The following is a 15,414-nucleotide window of genomic DNA, read 5'->3' on the forward strand; positions in this document are numbered from 1 at the left end:
CCAGGAGACATTATGCGTTCTACCGTTCGGATCGCCGCGATTTCCGCGGCGATCGTCGCTGTTGCCGCGACGTCCACTGCCGCATTCGCCCAAAAGAAATACGACACCGGCGCGAGCGATACCGAGATCAAGGTCGGCAACATCATCCCCTATTCGGGACCGGCCTCCGCCTACGGCGTGATCGGCAAGACCGAAGAAGCCTACTTCAAGATGATCAACGATCGCGGCGGCATCAACGGCCGCAAGGTCAATTTCGTCAGCTATGACGACGCCTATTCGCCGCCCAAGGCGGTCGAGCAGGTGCGCAAGCTGGTCGAGAGCGACGAGGTCCTGCTGGTCTTCAATCCGCTCGGCACGCCGTCCAACACCGCGATCCAGAAGTACCTGAACTCCAAGAAGATCCCGCAGCTGTTCGTCGCCACCGGCGCGACCAAGTGGAACGACCCGAAGAACTTCCCGTGGACCATGGGCTGGCAGCCGAGCTACCAGAGCGAAGCCCAGATCTACGCCAAATGGCTGATGAAGGAGAAGCCCGACGCCAAGGTCGCGATCCTCTATCAGAACGACGATTTCGGCAAAGACTACCTCAAGGGTACCAAGGACGGCTTTGGCGCCAAGGCCGCCTCCAGCATCATCATGGAGGAGAGCTACGAGATCTCCGAGCCGTCGATCGATAGCCACATCGTCAAGATCAAGGCCGCCAATCCGGACGTCCTGCTGATCTACACGACGCCGAAATTCGGCGCGCAGACCATCAAGAAGACCGCCGAGCTCGGCTGGAAGCCGCTGCAGATCATCACCAACGTATCGGCCTCGGTCGGCAGCGTGATGCAGCCGGCCGGCTTCGACAACGCCCAGGGTGTGCTGTCGGCAGCCTATGCCAAGGACGGCGCCGATCCGCAGTGGGCCAACGATCCGAACATGAAGAAGTGGGCCGAGTTTCTCGACAAGTACATGCCGGGCGCCGACAAGACCGACGGCGGCTACGTCTACGGCTATGGTGCCGCGCAGACACTCGCCAAGGTGCTCGAAATGTGCGGCGACGACCTGACCCGCGCCAACGTCATGAAGCAGGCCGCGAGCCTGAAGGACTTCACGCCCGACACCTTGCTGCCCGGCGTCAAGATCAACACCTCGGCCACCGACTTCGCCCCGATCGCCCAGCTGCAGATGCAGCGCTTCAAGGGTCAGAAATGGGAACTGTTCGGTGACATCATTTCGGGCGACGTTCCCTCAGAATAACGTTGCACTGCGGAAATAAACAACGGGCCTCCGCGATCTCAGTCGCGGGGGCTTTTTGTTGACGCCCTGTGCCGATCGTATTGAATACTCAGAACCAAGAACCCGAGGTGGGGAAACATGACTGCCGTACGTCCGTCCCTGGCGGCGCTGTTGTCCGCATTCGCTCTGATCCTGACGAGCTGCAATGTCGCGCTGGCGCAGAAGAAGTACGACACCGGGGCCAGCGACACCGAGATCAAGATCGGCAACACCGTGCCCTACAGCGGTCCCGCCTCCGCCTATGGCGTGATCGGCAGGACCGAGGCCGCCTACTTCAAGATGATCAACGAGTCCGGCGGCATCCACGGCCGCAAGATCACATTCATCTCCTATGACGACAGCTACTCGCCGGCCAAGACCGTGGAGCAAACCCGCAAGTTGGTCGAAGACGACGAGGTGTTGCTGGTGTTCGGCTCGGTCGGTACCGCAACCAACGCTTCGATCCGAAAGTACATGAACGAGAAGGAGGTGCCGCAGCTGTTCGTCGGTTCCGGCGGCTCCAAGTGGAACGACCCCAAGAACTATCCGTGGACCATGGGTTGGCAGCCGTCCTACCAGGACGAGGCGCGGGTTTACGCAAAATACATCATGAAGCACAAGCCCGACGCCAAGGTTGCCGTGCTCTACCAGAATGACGATTTCGGCAAGGACTACCTCAAGGGCCTGAAGGAGGCCTTCGGCGACAAGGCTTCGATGATTGTCGCCGAGGAGGCGTATGAAACCTCCGAACCCACGATCGACAATCACATCGTCAAGCTGAAGGCCGCCGGCGCCGACACCTTCATCAGCATCACGTCACCGAAATTCGCCGCGCAGGCGATCAAGAAGGCCGCCGAGATCGCATGGACGCCAATGCAGATTGTCGCCAATGTCTCGGCCTCGGTCGGCGGCGTGATGCAGCCGGCCGGCTTCGAGAATTCGCAGGGCATCCTGTCGGCGTCCTATCTCAAGGACGGCGCCGATCCGCAATGGAACAAGGATCCCGGCATGGAGAAATTCCTGGCCTTCCTCAAGAAGAATTATCCCGACGCCAACAAGCTCGACGGCGCGACCTCCTACGGTTACGCCGCCGCGCAGACCATGGTGCAGGTACTGGAGATGTGCGGTGACGATCTCACCCGTGCCAACATCATGAAACAGGCCGCGAGCCTGAAGGATTATGTCCCCGGCACGCTGCTGCCGGGCATCAGCATCAACACTTCGGCCACCGATTTCGCGCCGATCAAGCAATTGCGCCTGATGCGGTTCAAGGGCGAAAGGTGGGAGCTGTTCGGTGACATCATTTCGAGCAATCTGAGCAACTGAACTTCTCGATTTTCGTCGGCATCCGCGCGCTCAACTCGACAGCGTTACCTCAACGCGCCGCAATCTCCGCGGACAACTCGGGCAGATCGGCGAGCGCGACTAAAGACGCAGCCCCCGCGGCCATGCCGCGGGGGCTTTTCGTTGAGAGCCTCCAGGTAAAATGATAGCTTTTGCGATTAATGAAGAGCTCTCGAAACAGGGGGCCGCGACACATCATCTGCCATCAGGGAGTGAAACCGCATGTCCGTAACACGACAATTGGCGGCATTTGCTGCTGCGCTCGCGCTCGTCTCCGCATCCTGCAGCGCAGCACTTGCCCAGAAGAAATACGACACCGGCGCCAGCGACACCGAGATCAAGATCGGCAACATCATGCCCTACAGCGGAGCGGCTTCCGCCTATGGCGTGATCGGCAAGACCGAGGAGGCCTATTTCCGCAAGATCAACGCCGAGGGCGGCATCAACGGCCGCAAGATCACCTTCATCAGCTACGACGACGCCTACACGCCGCCGAAGACGGTCGAGCAGGCGCGCAAGCTGGTCGAAAGCGACGAAGTGCTGATGATCTTCAATTCGCTCGGCACGCCGCCGAACTCGGCGATCCAGAAATACATGAACCAGAAGAAGGTGCCGCAACTGTTCGTCGCCACCGGCGCCACCAAGTGGAATGACCCGAAGGAGTTTCCGTGGACGATGGGCTGGCAGCCCAACTACCAGAGCGAGTCCATCATCTATGCGAAGTACATCCTGAAGAACAAGCCGGACGCGAAGATCGCGGTGCTCTACCAGAACGACGATTACGGCAAGGACTATCTGAAGGGATTCAAGGACGGGCTCGGCGCCAAGGCAGCGTCCATGATCGTCGCCGAGGACAGCTACGAGGTGACGGAGCCGACAATCGATTCCCACATCGTCAGGCTCAAGGCCTCCGGCGCCGACGTGTTCTTCAACATCACGACGCCGAAATTCGCGGCCCAGGCGATCAAGAAGAACGCCGAGCTCGACTGGCATCCGCTGCACTTCCTCAACAACGTCTCGTCCTCGATCGGCAGCGTGATCAAGCCGGCGGGCTTCGAGGCCGCCCAGGGCATCATCTCGTCGCAGTACCTGAAGGATCCGACCGATCCGCAGTGGAAGACCGACAAGGGCATGATCGCCTGGAACGAATTCCTGGATAAGTACTATCCCGACGCAAACCGCGCCGATGCGTCCGTGATGTACGCCTACACCGTCGCACAGGGCCTCGAGCACGTGTTGCGGGCGTGCGGCGACAATCTGACGCGTGAGAGCATCATGAAGCAGGCTGCCAGCCTGCGCGACCTCGAGCTCGGCGGCCTGTTGCCGGGCATCAAGGCCAACACCTCGGCGACCGACTTCGCGCCGCTTTCGCAGCTGCAATTGATGCGGTTCAAGGGCGAGACCTGGGACCGCTTTGGTGAAATCTTGAGCGGCGACGTCGGCGGCTAGCCGGGAATTGTCGACTAAAGACGCGGCCCCTGCGGCATTGTCGCAGGGGCTTTTCATTGAGGCGGCCCGCCTAAGCTGGTAATTTCATCCGATAACAACAGAGCCCTCGAAACAGGGGGCCATGACACATTCGTCTGACAACAGGGAGAGAGACATCAATGTCCGCTACCACAAGACTCGCGGTCCTCGGGGCCGCGCTGGCGCTCGTCGCGACATCGGGCAGCGCTGCGTTTGCCCAGAAGAAATACGACACCGGCGCCACCGACACCGAGATCAAGATCGGCAACATCATGCCGTACAGCGGACCGGCCTCCGCCTACGGCATCATCGGCCGCACCGAGGCCGCCTATTTCAAGAAGATCAACGACGCCGGCGGCATCAACGGCCGCAAGATCAACTTCATCTCCTACGATGACGCCTACTCGCCACCGAAGGCGGTGGAGCAGGCCCGCAAGCTGGTCGAAAGCGACGAAGTGCTGCTGATCTTCAACTCGCTCGGCACGCCGTCGAACTCGGCGATCCAGAAATACATGAACTCCAAGAAGGTGCCGCAGCTATTCGTCGCCACCGGCGCCACCAAATGGAACGACCCGAAGGACTTTCCCTGGACCATGGGCTGGCAGCCCAACTACCAGAGCGAGACCCAGATCTACGCAAAGTACATCCTGAAGAACATGCCGAACGCCAAGATCGCGGTGCTTTACCAGAACGACGATTACGGCAAGGACTATCTGAAGGGGCTGAAGGACGGCCTCGGCCAGAAGGCCGCGAGCATGATCGTCGCCGAGGAGAGCTTCGAGACGTCGCAGCCGACCATCGACAGCAACATCGTCAAGCTGAAGGCCAGCAACGCCGACGTGTTCATCGACATCGCGACGCCGAAATTCGCCGCCCAGGCGATCAAGAAGGTCGCCGAGATCGGCTGGAAGCCGACCCATTTCCTCAACAACGTGTCGGCCTCGGTCGGCAGCGTGATCAAGCCGGCCGGCTTCGAGAACGCGCAGGACATCATCTCCGCCGCCTATTTGAAGGATGCTTCCGACAAGCAATGGGACAATGATCCCGGCATGAAGGAATTCTACGCTTTCATGGCCAAGGATTTCCCCGAGGGCGACAAGCTCGACGGCGGCACCGTGGTCGGCTTCGGCGTGGCGCAGACGCTGGTTCAGGTGCTCAAGCAGTGCGGCGACAACCTCACCCGCGAGAACATCATGAAGCAGGCCGCCAGCCTGCATGACTTCCGCACCGAAGTGCTGCTGCCCGGCGTCAAGATCAATACCGCCCCGAATGATTTCGCCCCGATCAGCCAGTTGCAGCTGATGAAGTTCAAGGGCGAGAAATGGGAACTGTTCGGCGACGTCATCAGCGCCGACGTCGGCGGCTGAGACCTTTCCACATCGTGAAAAATCTGCCCCCTGCGACCCGATCGCAGGGTTTTTTCTTTGCCTTTCGGTTGCCATCGCTCTATCCGGAAAACCGAAGGACACGGGCCGTTTACACTTCGGCGGACGATACGCTAGGTATCGAAGCGGCAGAGCCAACAAGAAGCCGAGCGCGCCCGCCGGGCGCGCAAGAACAGGAGATCCGCAAATTGTCCACGCCCGTCCTTCACCGTGCCGCAACCGCCCTCTTCGGCCTGACCCTGCTCGCCGCAAGCGGCAGCGCCGCGCTGGCGCAGAAGAAATACGACACCGGAGCGAGCGATACCGAGATCAAGATCGGCAACATCGTGCCCTATAGCGGCCCGGCGTCGGCCTACGGCGTGGTCGGCAAGGCGATGGCCGCGGTGTTCAGGAAGGTCAATGACGACGGCGGCATCAACGGCCGCAAGGTCAATTTCATCTCCTATGATGACGCCTATTCGCCACCGAAGGCCGTGGAGCAGGCGCGCAAGCTGGTCGAGAGCGACGAGGTGCTGTTCCTGTTCGGCACGCTCGGCACCGCCTCCAACACCGCGATCCAGAAATATCTCAACGCCAAGAAGGTGCCGCAGCTGTTCGTCGCCACCGGCGCGACCAAGTGGAACGACCCGAAAACCTTCCCATGGACCATGGGCTGGCTGCCCAGCTACCAGAGCGAGTCGCGGATCTACGCGAAATATCTGCTGAAGGAGAAGCCCGCCGCCAAGGTCGCCGTGCTCTACCAGAACGACGACATGGGCAAGGACTACCTCAAGGGCCTGGAGGACGGCTTTGCCGGCGATCCGGCGCGGATCGTCGCCAAGGAAAGCTACGAGGTCGCCGAGCCGACCATCGATTCCCATGTGGTGCGGCTGAAATCATCCAACCCCGATGTCATCATCTTCTTCACCACGCCGAAGTTCGGCGCCCAGGCGATCAAGAAGCTCGGCGAGATGAACTGGAAGCCGGTGACGATCGTCTCCAACGTCTCGGCATCCACCGCAACCGTGATGCGGCCGGCCGGGCTCGACAATGCGCAGGGCGTGATCTCGGCGGCCTACGCCAAGGATGCCAGCGATCCGCAGTGGAAGGACGATTCCGGCATGAAGGCGTTCGACGAGCTGCTCGCCAAGTACATGCCCGACACCAACCGCGTCGATGCCTCGGCGATGACCGGCTACAACATGGCGACCACCATGGTCGAGGTGCTGCGCCGCTGCGGCGATGACCTCACCCGCGCCAATGTGATGAAGCAGGCCGCAAGCCTGAAGCAGTTTGCACAAGGTGGACTGTTGCCGGGCGTAACGCTGTCGACTGGTCCTGCCGACTTCCAGCCGATCGAGCAATTGCAGCTGATGCAGTTCAAGGGCGAGCGCTGGCAATTGTTCGGCGACGTCATCAGCGGCGAGATCGCCGGAAACTGACCACTTAGCGAAAGCACAGCCATGACCGACCGTCGTCCTTTCCTGCGTTCGATCTTCGATGCTGCGGTCGCGGCTGCGCATCCCGATGTGGTGCTGGCATCGCGGTTGCGGCCGGCACCGAAGGGGCGCGTGATCTGCCTCGCTGCCGGCAAGGGCGCCGGCGCGATGGCCGCGGCGGCGGAGCGGCACTATCTCGACACGCTTGGCCTCGAGCCGTCGCGGCTGGTCGGGATCGCCACCACCCGCCACGGCCATGGCGTGCCGACCCGCCGCATCAAGGTGGTCGAGGCCGGCCACCCCGTGCCCGACGAAGCCGGCCTGCGCGGGGCCGACGATACGCTGCGGCTCGCGGCAGAGGCCACGCCGGACGATCTGCTGCTGGTGCTATTGACCGGCGGCGGCTCGGCGAACTGGATCGCGCCGGTCGAGGGGGTGAGCTTTGCGCAGAAGCAGCAGGTCAACCGCGCGCTGCTGCGCTCCGGCGCGCCGATCGGCGAGATGAACATCGTCCGCAAGCATCTGTCGCGGATCAAGGGCGGACGGCTGGCGCGCGCCGGGCAGCACGCCGCCGAGATCGTCACGCTGGCGATCTCAGACGTGCCGCATGACGATCCGTCCGCGATCGCCTCGGGCCCGACGGTGCCGGATCCGACCACGCTCGCCGATGCCCGCGCGCTGGTCGCCAAATACAATCTCTCCGTCGATGACGCGGTCCGCCGCGCGCTCGACGACCCCCGGAACGAGAGCTGCAAGCCCGGCGATCCCGCCTTTGCGCGGGCGACATTCGAGCTTCTGGCAAAGCCGAAAGCCTCGATCGACGCCGCGGTGAAGGTCGCGCAGGACGCCGGCTACGAGACGATCGCGCTCGGCGCCGATCTCGAAGGCGAGGCCCGCGACGTCGCGGCTGCGCACGCGCAGCTCGCGCTGAAGGCACGCGGCGAAGGCAAGCGCGTCGCGATCATCTCGGGCGGCGAGCTCACGGTGACCGTGCGCGGCAACGGCCGCGGCGGCCCCAACCAGGAATACGCGCTGGCGCTGGCCGACCTGCTCAAGGACACACCCGACATCGCGGCGCTTGCCGCCGACACCGACGGCGCCGATGGCGGCGCCGGCAGCGCGACCGATCCTGCCGGCGCGGTGATCGATCAGGCGACATTCGCCAAGGTGAAATCGATCGGCCTCGATCCCAAGGCCTATCTCGAGAACAACGATGCCACCGGCTTCTTCGCGCAGACCGGGGATCTGTTGTTGACCGGGCCGACGCTGACCAACGTGAATGATGTCAGGGTGATTTTAGTCGACTAATTCACGGTCATTCCGGGGCAGCCCGAAGGGCTGAGCCCGGAATGACCGTGCCTCAAAACTCCTGCGCGAGCTTTGCCAGCATCTCCAGCAACGCGGCGTGGTTGGCCGGGCCGAGCACCTCGATCAGCCGCGCCTCGTGCTTGTTGGCGACCAGCTTCTTGGCGCGCGCCAGCACGGCGCGGCCCCTGTCGGTCAGGACCAGGATGTGGGAGCGGCGGTCGTTGGTCGAGCGCATCCGCGCGCAAAGGTCGCGGCTTTCCAGCGCATCGAGCATCGCGACGAAATTCGGCCTGAGGATGCCGAGCGTGTTGGCGATCTCGGTCTGGTTGCGGCCGGGATTCTTGTCGAGCAGCAGCAGCACCGAGAACTGCGCCGGCGTCAGCTGCAACGGCGCGACGCAGCGCAGGAAGTCCTCGAATACCCTGAGCTGCGCACGCTTCAGCGAATAGCCGAGCAATCCGGACAGTTCGCCCAGTTGCAGCATGCTGTCGTCCCCGGCAGGATCGACCGGTTCCTTGCGCAGGGCACGCGACGATCGGACGGCATCGGCGGCGGTCTTGGAAACAGTCATCGCTCCAGGCTCGCAATCCCGGTACAAAAACCCGGCGGGACGATCGGGGACCTTGAGATTATATCTAATAATTGTTATCCGCTATATCTAATATCGACGGCTATCAACAGTCGATATCGGCCGACCCGACCGGCACAGCCGGCTGCGGCGGCCCGACGCTTAAGGGGGAGCGCTCGGCCTTGAACACAACGATCATGCTGTTCCTGCTGCAGGACGGCATCACCAACGGCGCGATCTACGCACTGCTCGGGCTGGCCCTGGTGCTGGTGTTCGCCGTGACGCGGGTGATCCTGATCCCGCAGGGCGAATTCGTGACCTACGGCGCGCTGAGCTACGCCATGCTGGCGACCGGGCAGGTGCCGGGCACGGCGCGGCTCGCCGTCGCGATGGGCCTCGTCGCTTTCGCCCTCGACCTGTTCTTCGCCCGCAAGGCGCTGCACGCCCGGTTGGTGATGCGCTCGGTCGCGCTCAACATTGTCTTCCCTGTGGCGCTGCTCGGCCTCGTCTACGCGCTGGTCGGTCCCCACACGCCGGTCGCCGTCAACATCGCGCTCGCGCTGCTGATCGTGGCGGCGATCGGACTGTTCCTCTATCGCATTGCCTTCCAGCCGATCGCGCACACTTCCGTGCTGGTGCTGCTGATCGCCTCGGTCGGCTGCCATCTGGCGTTGCAGGGCCTGGGCCTCGTGTTCTTCGGCGCCGAAGGCCTGCGCGGCCCGGCGCTGTCGAGCGCCGCGGTAACCGCGGGTCCGCTTCGCTTCACCGGCCAGAGCCTTGCGGTCTACGGCCTGACGGTCGGCTTCATCGTCGCCCTGTGGCTGTTCTTCGGCTACACTAGGACCGGCAAGGCGCTGCGCGCCACCGCGGTCAATCGGCTCGGCGCCCGTCTGGTCGGCATCCGCACCACGCTATCGGGCCAGATCGCATTCCTGCTCGCTTCCGTGATCGGCGCGATTTCCGGCATCCTGATCGTGCCGATCACCACGCTCTATTACGACACCGGCTTTTTGATCGGCCTGAAGGGCTTCATCGCCGCGATCATCGGCGGCCTGGTCAGCTACCCCCTGACCGCGGTCGCGGCCATCGTGGTCGGCATCGTCGAGGCCTTCTCGTCGTTCTACGCAAGCAATTTCAAGGAAGTCATCGTGTTCACGCTGATCCTTCCCGTCCTGGTGCTGCGTTCGCTCGCAGCACCCCAGGTCGAAGAAGAGAAGGATTGAGCGCGATGACGCAGCGACTCCCTCTCATCATCTTCGCGCTCGTGCTGGCGGTGATCCCGCTTCTGCCGGGCATCCCGCCGTTCTGGATCGTGCTGCTCGACAATATCGGCCTCGCCGCGCTGGTCGCGATGGGGCTGGTGCTGCTCACCGGCGTCGGCGGCCTCACCTCGTTCGGACAGGCCGCGTTCTGCGGCTTCGGAGCCTACACCACCGCGGTGCTGACCACCGCCTACGGCGTCTCGCCGTGGCTGACGCTGCCGGCTTCGCTCTTGGTCAGCGGCATTGCGGCCGTGCTGCTCGGCCTCGTCACGGTGCGGCTGTCCGGCCATTATCTGCCGCTCGGCACCATCGCCTGGGGCATCGGCCTGTTCTATCTCTTCAGCAAGCTCGAATTCCTCGGCCGCAACGACGGCATTTCCGGCATCCCGCCGCTCTCGATCGGCTCATTCAAGATGCTGAGCCCGGATACGATCTATTACGCGATCTGGGTCGCGGTGCTGCTCGCGGCACTATTGACCATGAACCTGCTGGACTCCCGCACCGGGCGCGCCATCCGCGCGCTGCGGCGCGGTCATATCGCCGCTGAAGCGTTCGGCGTCCAGACGCCGCGCGCGAAGCTCCTGGTGTTCATCTACGCGGCAGTGCTGGCCGGCCTGTCCGGCTGGCTCTACGCGCATTTCCAGCGCGCCGCCAACCCGACGCCGTTCGGCGCGCAGGCCGGCATCGAGTATCTGTTCATCGCCGTCGTCGGCGGCGCCGGTTACGTCTGGGGCGGCGTGCTCGGCGCCGCGATCGTCGTGATCCTCAAGGAAGTGCTGCAGAGCTACCTGCCCTACATCTTCGGCGGCCAGAGCCAGCTCGAGACCATCGTGTTCGGCATCATGCTGGTGCTGCTGTTGCAGCTCGCGCCGCAGGGCGTCTGGCCCTGGCTGATGTCGAAGCTGCCGTTCAAGCCGGCCCGCAAGACGCCGGACACATCGGTGAAGCTCGAGCATCGCGAGCGCGCGCCGGGAACATCATCGGTGCTGCTGCACATCGACAGGGCGCGAAAACAGTTCGGTGGCGTGCTCGCGGTGAACGACGTGTCGTTCGACGTTAACGCCCGCGAGATCGTCGCGCTGATCGGCCCGAACGGCGCCGGCAAGAGCACGACGTTCAACCTGATTACCGGCGTCCTCGCCGCGACCAGCGGCAAGATCGCCGTGCTCGGCAACGAGGTCGCGAATGCGCCGCCACAGGAGGTGGTCAAGCTCGGCGTCAGCAGAACATTCCAGCACGTCAAGCTGGTGCCCGACATGACCGTGCTGGAGAACGTCGCGATCGGTGCGCATCTGCGCGGCAATTCCGGCGCGATCTCCAGCATGCTGCGGCTCGATCGCACTGACGAGGCGAAGCTGCTGGCGGAAGCCGCGCGCCAGATCGCGCGCGTCGGGCTTTCGGACCAGATCGACCAGCTCGCCGGCTCGCTGTCGCTCGGGCAGCAGCGCATCGTCGAGATTGCGCGCGCGCTGTGCGTCGATCCGATGCTGCTGTTACTCGACGAACCGGCCGCCGGCCTGCGCCACATGGAGAAGCAGCGGCTGGCCGCGCTGCTCCGGCAATTGCGCGACGGCGGCATGTCGGTGCTCCTGGTCGAACATGACATGGGGTTCGTGATGGATCTCGCCGACCGCATCGTGGTGCTCGATTTCGGCACCAAGATCGCCGAGGGCACGCCGGCCTCGATCAAGCGCAACCCCGACGTGATCAAGGCTTACCTCGGAGCCGCCGCATGAGCGCGCTGCTGTCGGTAACCGACGTCCACATCTCCTACGGCAAGGTCGAGGCCGTGCGCGGCGTCTCGCTCGACGTCGCAGCCAACGAGATCGTCACCATCATCGGCGCCAACGGCGCCGGTAAGACCACGCTGCTCAACGCCATCATGGGCGTGCTGCCGGTCAGGGGCCGCACCACCTTCGCCGGCGTCGACATGGCGCCATCAGACATCGAGGACCGCGTCGCCACCGGCCTGAGCCTCGTGCCCGAGCATCGCGAATTGTTCGGCACCATGAATGTCGAGGACAATCTCGAGCTTGGCGCCTTCCGGATTGCAAAATCGACGGCTGCCGTCTCGCTGGAGCGGGTCTACACGCTGTTTCCGCGGCTCAAGGAGCGGCGCAAGCAGCTCGCCGGCACGCTGTCCGGCGGCGAGCAGCAGATGCTGGCGATGGGCCGCGCGCTGATGGGCGCACCGAAACTCTTGATGCTGGACGAGCCGAGCCTCGGCCTCGCCCCGATCATCGTCGCCGACATCTTCCGCATCGTCGGCGAGCTCCGCTCGGCCGGCGTTTCGGTGCTGCTGGTCGAGCAGAATGCCCAGGCGGCGCTGCAGATCGCCGACCGCGCCTATGTGATGGAGCTCGGCGAGTTCGTGCTGTCCGGCACCGCCAAGGACATCGCCGCCAACAAGGGCGTCGCCGCCAGCTATCTCGGCTTCCAGCACGAAGGCGAGAGCGCGATTTGAGGGCGGATGGTGATAGGCGGACGGATCGCCGACCGGATTGATGTGAGGGAGTCACCGGCGGTAGGGTTCCCTCCCCCCTTGCGGGGGAGGGTTAGGGAGAGGGGTGCCACACGGCATGCTCTCGCAGTACGCGCTTTAACTAGGCACGACCGAGATTGCGATAGCGACGCTCCTATCGATCATCTTGCCCGGGGCTTACCCCTCTCCCCACCCCTCCCCCGCAAGGGGGGAGGGAGCCCGAGCAACGTGCCCGCCTTACGCAATTTTCGGAGGAGATGACTCTCCAGCGGACGCTAGGAAAAAAGCCGGCCCCTCAGGACCGGCTTCTTCATTTCACGGATCGTGGCCGGCTCACATCGCCGGGACGTATTTGCCGTCCTTGACCGTCAGCAGGATGCGCGAGCGGTCGTCGAGGCCGTACCGGTCCTTTTCGGTCCAGTTGTAGACGCCCTGGGTCGCGACGATCTCCTTCTCGGAGATCAGCGCCTGGCGGATCGCCTCGCGGAATTCCGGCGTACCGGGCTTTGCGGTCTTCAGCGCCACCGGGATGATGCGGTTCAGCACCTGGAACGCGTCGTAGGAGTGACCGGCGAACTGGCTGCGGCTGTTGGCGCCGTATTTGGCTTCATAGGCCGCGTTCAGCGTAAGGCCCGGCTTCTTGGTCAGCGCGCCGTCTGCCTGCGTCTCCGGCGACATGATCGGGCCGGCCGACATGATGACGCCTTCCGCGGACGCGCCGGCGATGCGGATGAAATCCATGGTGGCAGCACCGTGGGTCTGGTAGATCAGGCCCTTGTAGCCGCGCTCGCGCAGCGCGCTCTGCGGCAACGCCGCGGCGGTGCCGGAGGCGCCGATCAGGATGGCGTCGGGATTGGCGGCGACGAGCTTCAGCACCTGGCCGGCGACCGACGTATCCGGACGCGCGAAGCGCTCCTCATCGGTCATGGTCAGACCCATCGGCACGGCCTGCGCCTTGAAGTCGTTGACCCAGAGGTCGCCGTAGGAATCCGAATAGCCGATATAGCCGACGGTCTTGATGTTGTGCGCCTTCATGTGCTCGTAGAGCACTTTACCCATGATCGGGATCGACTGCGGCAGGTCGACCGACCATTTTGCGCGGGCGTCGTTGATCGGGAACGGCGCGAGACCGAAATGCGGGATGCCGGCCTCGTTGGCGACCGTCGACACCGCGATCGTCGTCGGCGTGATGCAGGAGCCCATGATGATGTCGGCCTTGGACTCGGTGACGAAGCGTCGCGCGTTGGTGGTCGCAGCCGTCGGATCGCCGCCGTCGTCGAGCACGATCAGCTTCAGCGGCACGCCGGCGATCTCCTTCGGCACGAAATCGAGCGCATTGCGCTCGGGGATGCCGAGCGCCGCGGCGGGGCCCGTGGTCGAGAGCGAGATGCCGATGGTGATTTCATTGGTCTGCGCCAGTGCGGGCGCGCCCGGCAGCGCGATGACTGCTGCGAGCACTGCTGCGGCGAGAGTGGCCTTCCTCATTCATTCCTCCCTGCAAGTAAGTTTTTGGTTTAAACCGGTTTTACGGGCCAATTCAGCCCCTTCTTTAGAGCATGATCCGGAAAAGTGGAAACCGGTTTTCCCTCGCGACAAACGCGGAACGCGTTTGCGCGGGGATCATGCTCCAAAAGTCGAGTCATGAGGGGCCGCGAGTCAGCCCATCACGGACACGTCAGCCCTTCATGAAGCGGTCGATGATCTCCTGCGGAAACGGCACCGATTTCAGCCTGGCCGGATCGTCCGGATGGCGGCCGACCAGCACCCGGGTTTCGAATGCCTCGATCGCCAGCGCCTCGCCCTTGAACACGTGGTGCACTACCTCGAAGCTCGAGCGCTTGATGCTCTCGATCCGGCTCTCGATGGTAATCCAGTCGCCATGGGTCGACGGGATTTGGAATTTCGCCCGCGTGTCGACCATGGGAATGCCGACCAGGCCATATTTGTGGACGAGGTCCTGCTTCGAGCAACCGGCGGCTTCGAACATGATCGAGGTCGAGTCGTCGAACATCGCGAAGTAGCGCGGGTAATAGACGATATTGGCGGGGTCGCAATCGCCCCACTGGATCTGTACGTCGCGCCGATTGACGAACATGGTTTGTCCTCGATTGAGCGTGATCGATCCGGAAGAGCGGCAAGCTCTTCCGGATCATGCGTCAGCGCGGCGCCATCCGGAGCGCGGCATCGAGCCGCACCACTTCGCCGTTCAGATAGGGATTGTCGATCATGTGCAGCGCCAGCGAGGCGAACTCGTCGGCCTGGCCGAGCCGGCGCGGGAACGGGATCGCGGCGGCGAGTGAATCCTGCGCTTCCTGCGGCAGGCCGGCCAGCAAGGGCGTCATGAACAGGCCGGGCGCAATCGTCAGCACGCGGATGCCGAATTGCGCGAGCTCGCGCGCGATCGGCAGCGTCATCGCGACGATGCCGCCCTTGGAGGCCGAATAGGCCGCCTGCCCGATCTGGCCGTCATAGGCCGCGACCGAAGCCGTCGAGATCACGACACCGCGCTCGCCGGTCGCGAGCGGCTCCAGCTTCGCCATCTCAGCGGTCGCGAGCCGGAGCATGTTGAAGGATCCGATCAGGTTGACCTTGATCACCTTGTCGAAATCGGCGAGCGCCATCGGGCCTTCGCGGCCGATCACGCGTTTTGCCACTCCGATGCCGGCGCAGTTGACCAGCACCCGCGCCGGACCATGCGCCTTGGCGGCGGCAGCGATTGCGGCCTCGGCGGCCGCCGCATCGGCGACGTCGCAGACCACGGCAATGCCGCCGATCTCGGCCGCGACGCTCTCGGCGAGCTTGGCATTGAGATCGCAGACCGCGACCTTGGCGCCCTGCGCGGCCAGCCGGCGCGCGGTCGCAGCGCCCAATCCCGATGCACCGCCGGTGACGATGGCGGCCTGGTCCTTCAACTGCATGG

The 15,414-nt window shown here is 63.8% G+C and carries 13 protein-coding genes; 9 read left to right on the top strand and 4 right to left on the bottom strand.

Annotated features, from left to right (window positions below; all coding sequences use genetic code 11):
• Nucleotides 1-12: 12 nt before the first annotated feature.
• The 6 genes from H8A92_RS02065 to H8A92_RS02090 all read left to right on the top strand — a co-directional run bounded on the left by H8A92_RS02065 (nucleotide 13) and on the right by H8A92_RS02090 (nucleotide 8,182).
• Nucleotides 13-1,242 (top strand): ABC transporter substrate-binding protein, encoded by a 1,230-nt coding sequence (locus H8A92_RS02065; protein WP_163160469.1) that lies wholly within the window; start codon nucleotides 13-15, stop codon nucleotides 1,240-1,242.
• Between the two features lie 117 nt (nucleotides 1,243-1,359).
• Complete coding sequence (locus tag H8A92_RS02070; protein WP_229194207.1) at nucleotides 1,360-2,586, top strand: ABC transporter substrate-binding protein; 1,227 nt, start codon at nucleotides 1,360-1,362, stop codon at nucleotides 2,584-2,586.
• 240 nt (nucleotides 2,587-2,826) lie between these two features.
• The gene (locus tag H8A92_RS02075; RefSeq protein ID WP_229194208.1) at nucleotides 2,827-4,053 is read left to right on the top strand and encodes an ABC transporter substrate-binding protein; all 1,227 of its coding nucleotides are present in this window, start codon (nucleotides 2,827-2,829) and stop codon (nucleotides 4,051-4,053) included.
• Between the two features lie 158 nt (nucleotides 4,054-4,211).
• Nucleotides 4,212-5,438: an ABC transporter substrate-binding protein gene (locus H8A92_RS02080; protein WP_229194209.1), complete on the top strand. Its 1,227-nt coding sequence runs from the start codon at nucleotides 4,212-4,214 to the stop codon at nucleotides 5,436-5,438.
• Nucleotides 5,439-5,689: 251 nt separating this feature from the next.
• Nucleotides 5,690-6,877, top strand: coding sequence for an ABC transporter substrate-binding protein (locus H8A92_RS02085; protein ID WP_420831281.1), 1,188 nt, complete (start codon nucleotides 5,690-5,692; stop codon nucleotides 6,875-6,877).
• A gap of 21 nt (nucleotides 6,878-6,898) precedes the next feature.
• Nucleotides 6,899-8,182, top strand: a complete 1,284-nt coding sequence (locus H8A92_RS02090) for a glycerate kinase type-2 family protein (RefSeq protein ID WP_229194211.1) — start codon at nucleotides 6,899-6,901, stop codon at nucleotides 8,180-8,182.
• 52 nt (nucleotides 8,183-8,234) lie between these two features.
• On the opposite strand, the gene H8A92_RS02095 is transcribed toward H8A92_RS02090, so the two are convergent.
• Entirely contained in the window at nucleotides 8,235-8,753 is a 519-nt protein-coding gene (locus tag H8A92_RS02095) for a MarR family winged helix-turn-helix transcriptional regulator (RefSeq protein WP_229194212.1), read from the bottom strand.
• 179 nt (nucleotides 8,754-8,932) lie between these two features.
• Between H8A92_RS02095 and H8A92_RS02100 the strand changes: the two genes are divergently transcribed.
• Genes H8A92_RS02100 through H8A92_RS02110 form a run of 3 tightly spaced genes read left to right on the top strand, consistent with a single transcriptional unit; the run spans nucleotide 8,933 to nucleotide 12,476 of the window.
• On the top strand, nucleotides 8,933-9,973 hold the full coding sequence (locus H8A92_RS02100) for a branched-chain amino acid ABC transporter permease (RefSeq protein WP_229194213.1): 1,041 nt from the start codon (nucleotides 8,933-8,935) through the stop codon (nucleotides 9,971-9,973).
• Between the two features lie 5 nt (nucleotides 9,974-9,978).
• Nucleotides 9,979-11,748: a branched-chain amino acid ABC transporter ATP-binding protein/permease gene (locus tag H8A92_RS02105; RefSeq protein WP_229194214.1), complete on the top strand. Its 1,770-nt coding sequence runs from the start codon at nucleotides 9,979-9,981 to the stop codon at nucleotides 11,746-11,748.
• Nucleotides 11,745-12,476: an ABC transporter ATP-binding protein gene (locus tag H8A92_RS02110; RefSeq protein WP_229194215.1), complete on the top strand. Its 732-nt coding sequence runs from the start codon at nucleotides 11,745-11,747 to the stop codon at nucleotides 12,474-12,476. Before H8A92_RS02105 ends, H8A92_RS02110 begins: the two co-directional genes overlap by 4 nt.
• Before the next feature lie 351 nt (nucleotides 12,477-12,827).
• On the opposite strand, the gene H8A92_RS02115 is transcribed toward H8A92_RS02110, so the two are convergent.
• The 3 genes from H8A92_RS02115 to H8A92_RS02125 all read right to left on the bottom strand — a co-directional run bounded on the left by H8A92_RS02115 (nucleotide 12,828) and on the right by H8A92_RS02125 (nucleotide 15,412).
• Nucleotides 12,828-13,979: an ABC transporter substrate-binding protein gene (locus H8A92_RS02115; protein ID WP_229194216.1), complete on the bottom strand. Its 1,152-nt coding sequence runs from the start codon at nucleotides 13,977-13,979 to the stop codon at nucleotides 12,828-12,830.
• Nucleotides 13,980-14,169: 190 nt separating this feature from the next.
• Entirely contained in the window at nucleotides 14,170-14,589 is a 420-nt protein-coding gene (locus H8A92_RS02120) for an acyl-CoA thioesterase (RefSeq protein ID WP_229194217.1), read from the bottom strand.
• Between the two features lie 61 nt (nucleotides 14,590-14,650).
• Nucleotides 14,651-15,412, bottom strand: coding sequence for an SDR family NAD(P)-dependent oxidoreductase (locus tag H8A92_RS02125; protein WP_229194218.1), 762 nt, complete (start codon nucleotides 15,410-15,412; stop codon nucleotides 14,651-14,653).
• Between the last annotated feature and the right edge of the window lie 2 nt (nucleotides 15,413-15,414).

The sequence above is a fragment of the Bradyrhizobium acaciae genome, from assembly GCF_020889785.1.
Classification (GTDB): domain Bacteria; phylum Pseudomonadota; class Alphaproteobacteria; order Rhizobiales; family Xanthobacteraceae; genus Bradyrhizobium; species Bradyrhizobium acaciae.

Bases quoted from the DNA above. Each gene is read 5' to 3' on its own strand.
- H8A92_RS02065 (WP_163160469.1), top strand. From the start codon at position 13: ATGCGTTCTACCGTTCGGATCGCCGCGATTTCCGCGGCGATCGTCGCT.
- H8A92_RS02070 (WP_229194207.1), top strand. From the start codon at position 1,360: ATGACTGCCGTACGTCCGTCCCTGGCGGCGCTGTTGTCCGCATTCGCT.
- H8A92_RS02075 (WP_229194208.1), top strand. From the start codon at position 2,827: ATGTCCGTAACACGACAATTGGCGGCATTTGCTGCTGCGCTCGCGCTC.
- H8A92_RS02080 (WP_229194209.1), top strand. From the start codon at position 4,212: ATGTCCGCTACCACAAGACTCGCGGTCCTCGGGGCCGCGCTGGCGCTC.
- H8A92_RS02090 (WP_229194211.1), top strand. From the start codon at position 6,899: ATGACCGACCGTCGTCCTTTCCTGCGTTCGATCTTCGATGCTGCGGTC.
- H8A92_RS02095 (WP_229194212.1), bottom strand. From the start codon at position 8,753: ATGACTGTTTCCAAGACCGCCGCCGATGCCGTCCGATCGTCGCGTGCC.
- H8A92_RS02105 (WP_229194214.1), top strand. From the start codon at position 9,979: ATGACGCAGCGACTCCCTCTCATCATCTTCGCGCTCGTGCTGGCGGTG.
- H8A92_RS02110 (WP_229194215.1), top strand. From the start codon at position 11,745: ATGAGCGCGCTGCTGTCGGTAACCGACGTCCACATCTCCTACGGCAAG.
- H8A92_RS02115 (WP_229194216.1), bottom strand. From the start codon at position 13,979: ATGAGGAAGGCCACTCTCGCCGCAGCAGTGCTCGCAGCAGTCATCGCG.
- H8A92_RS02120 (WP_229194217.1), bottom strand. From the start codon at position 14,589: ATGTTCGTCAATCGGCGCGACGTACAGATCCAGTGGGGCGATTGCGAC.
- H8A92_RS02125 (WP_229194218.1), bottom strand. From the start codon at position 15,412: ATGCAGTTGAAGGACCAGGCCGCCATCGTCACCGGCGGTGCATCGGGA.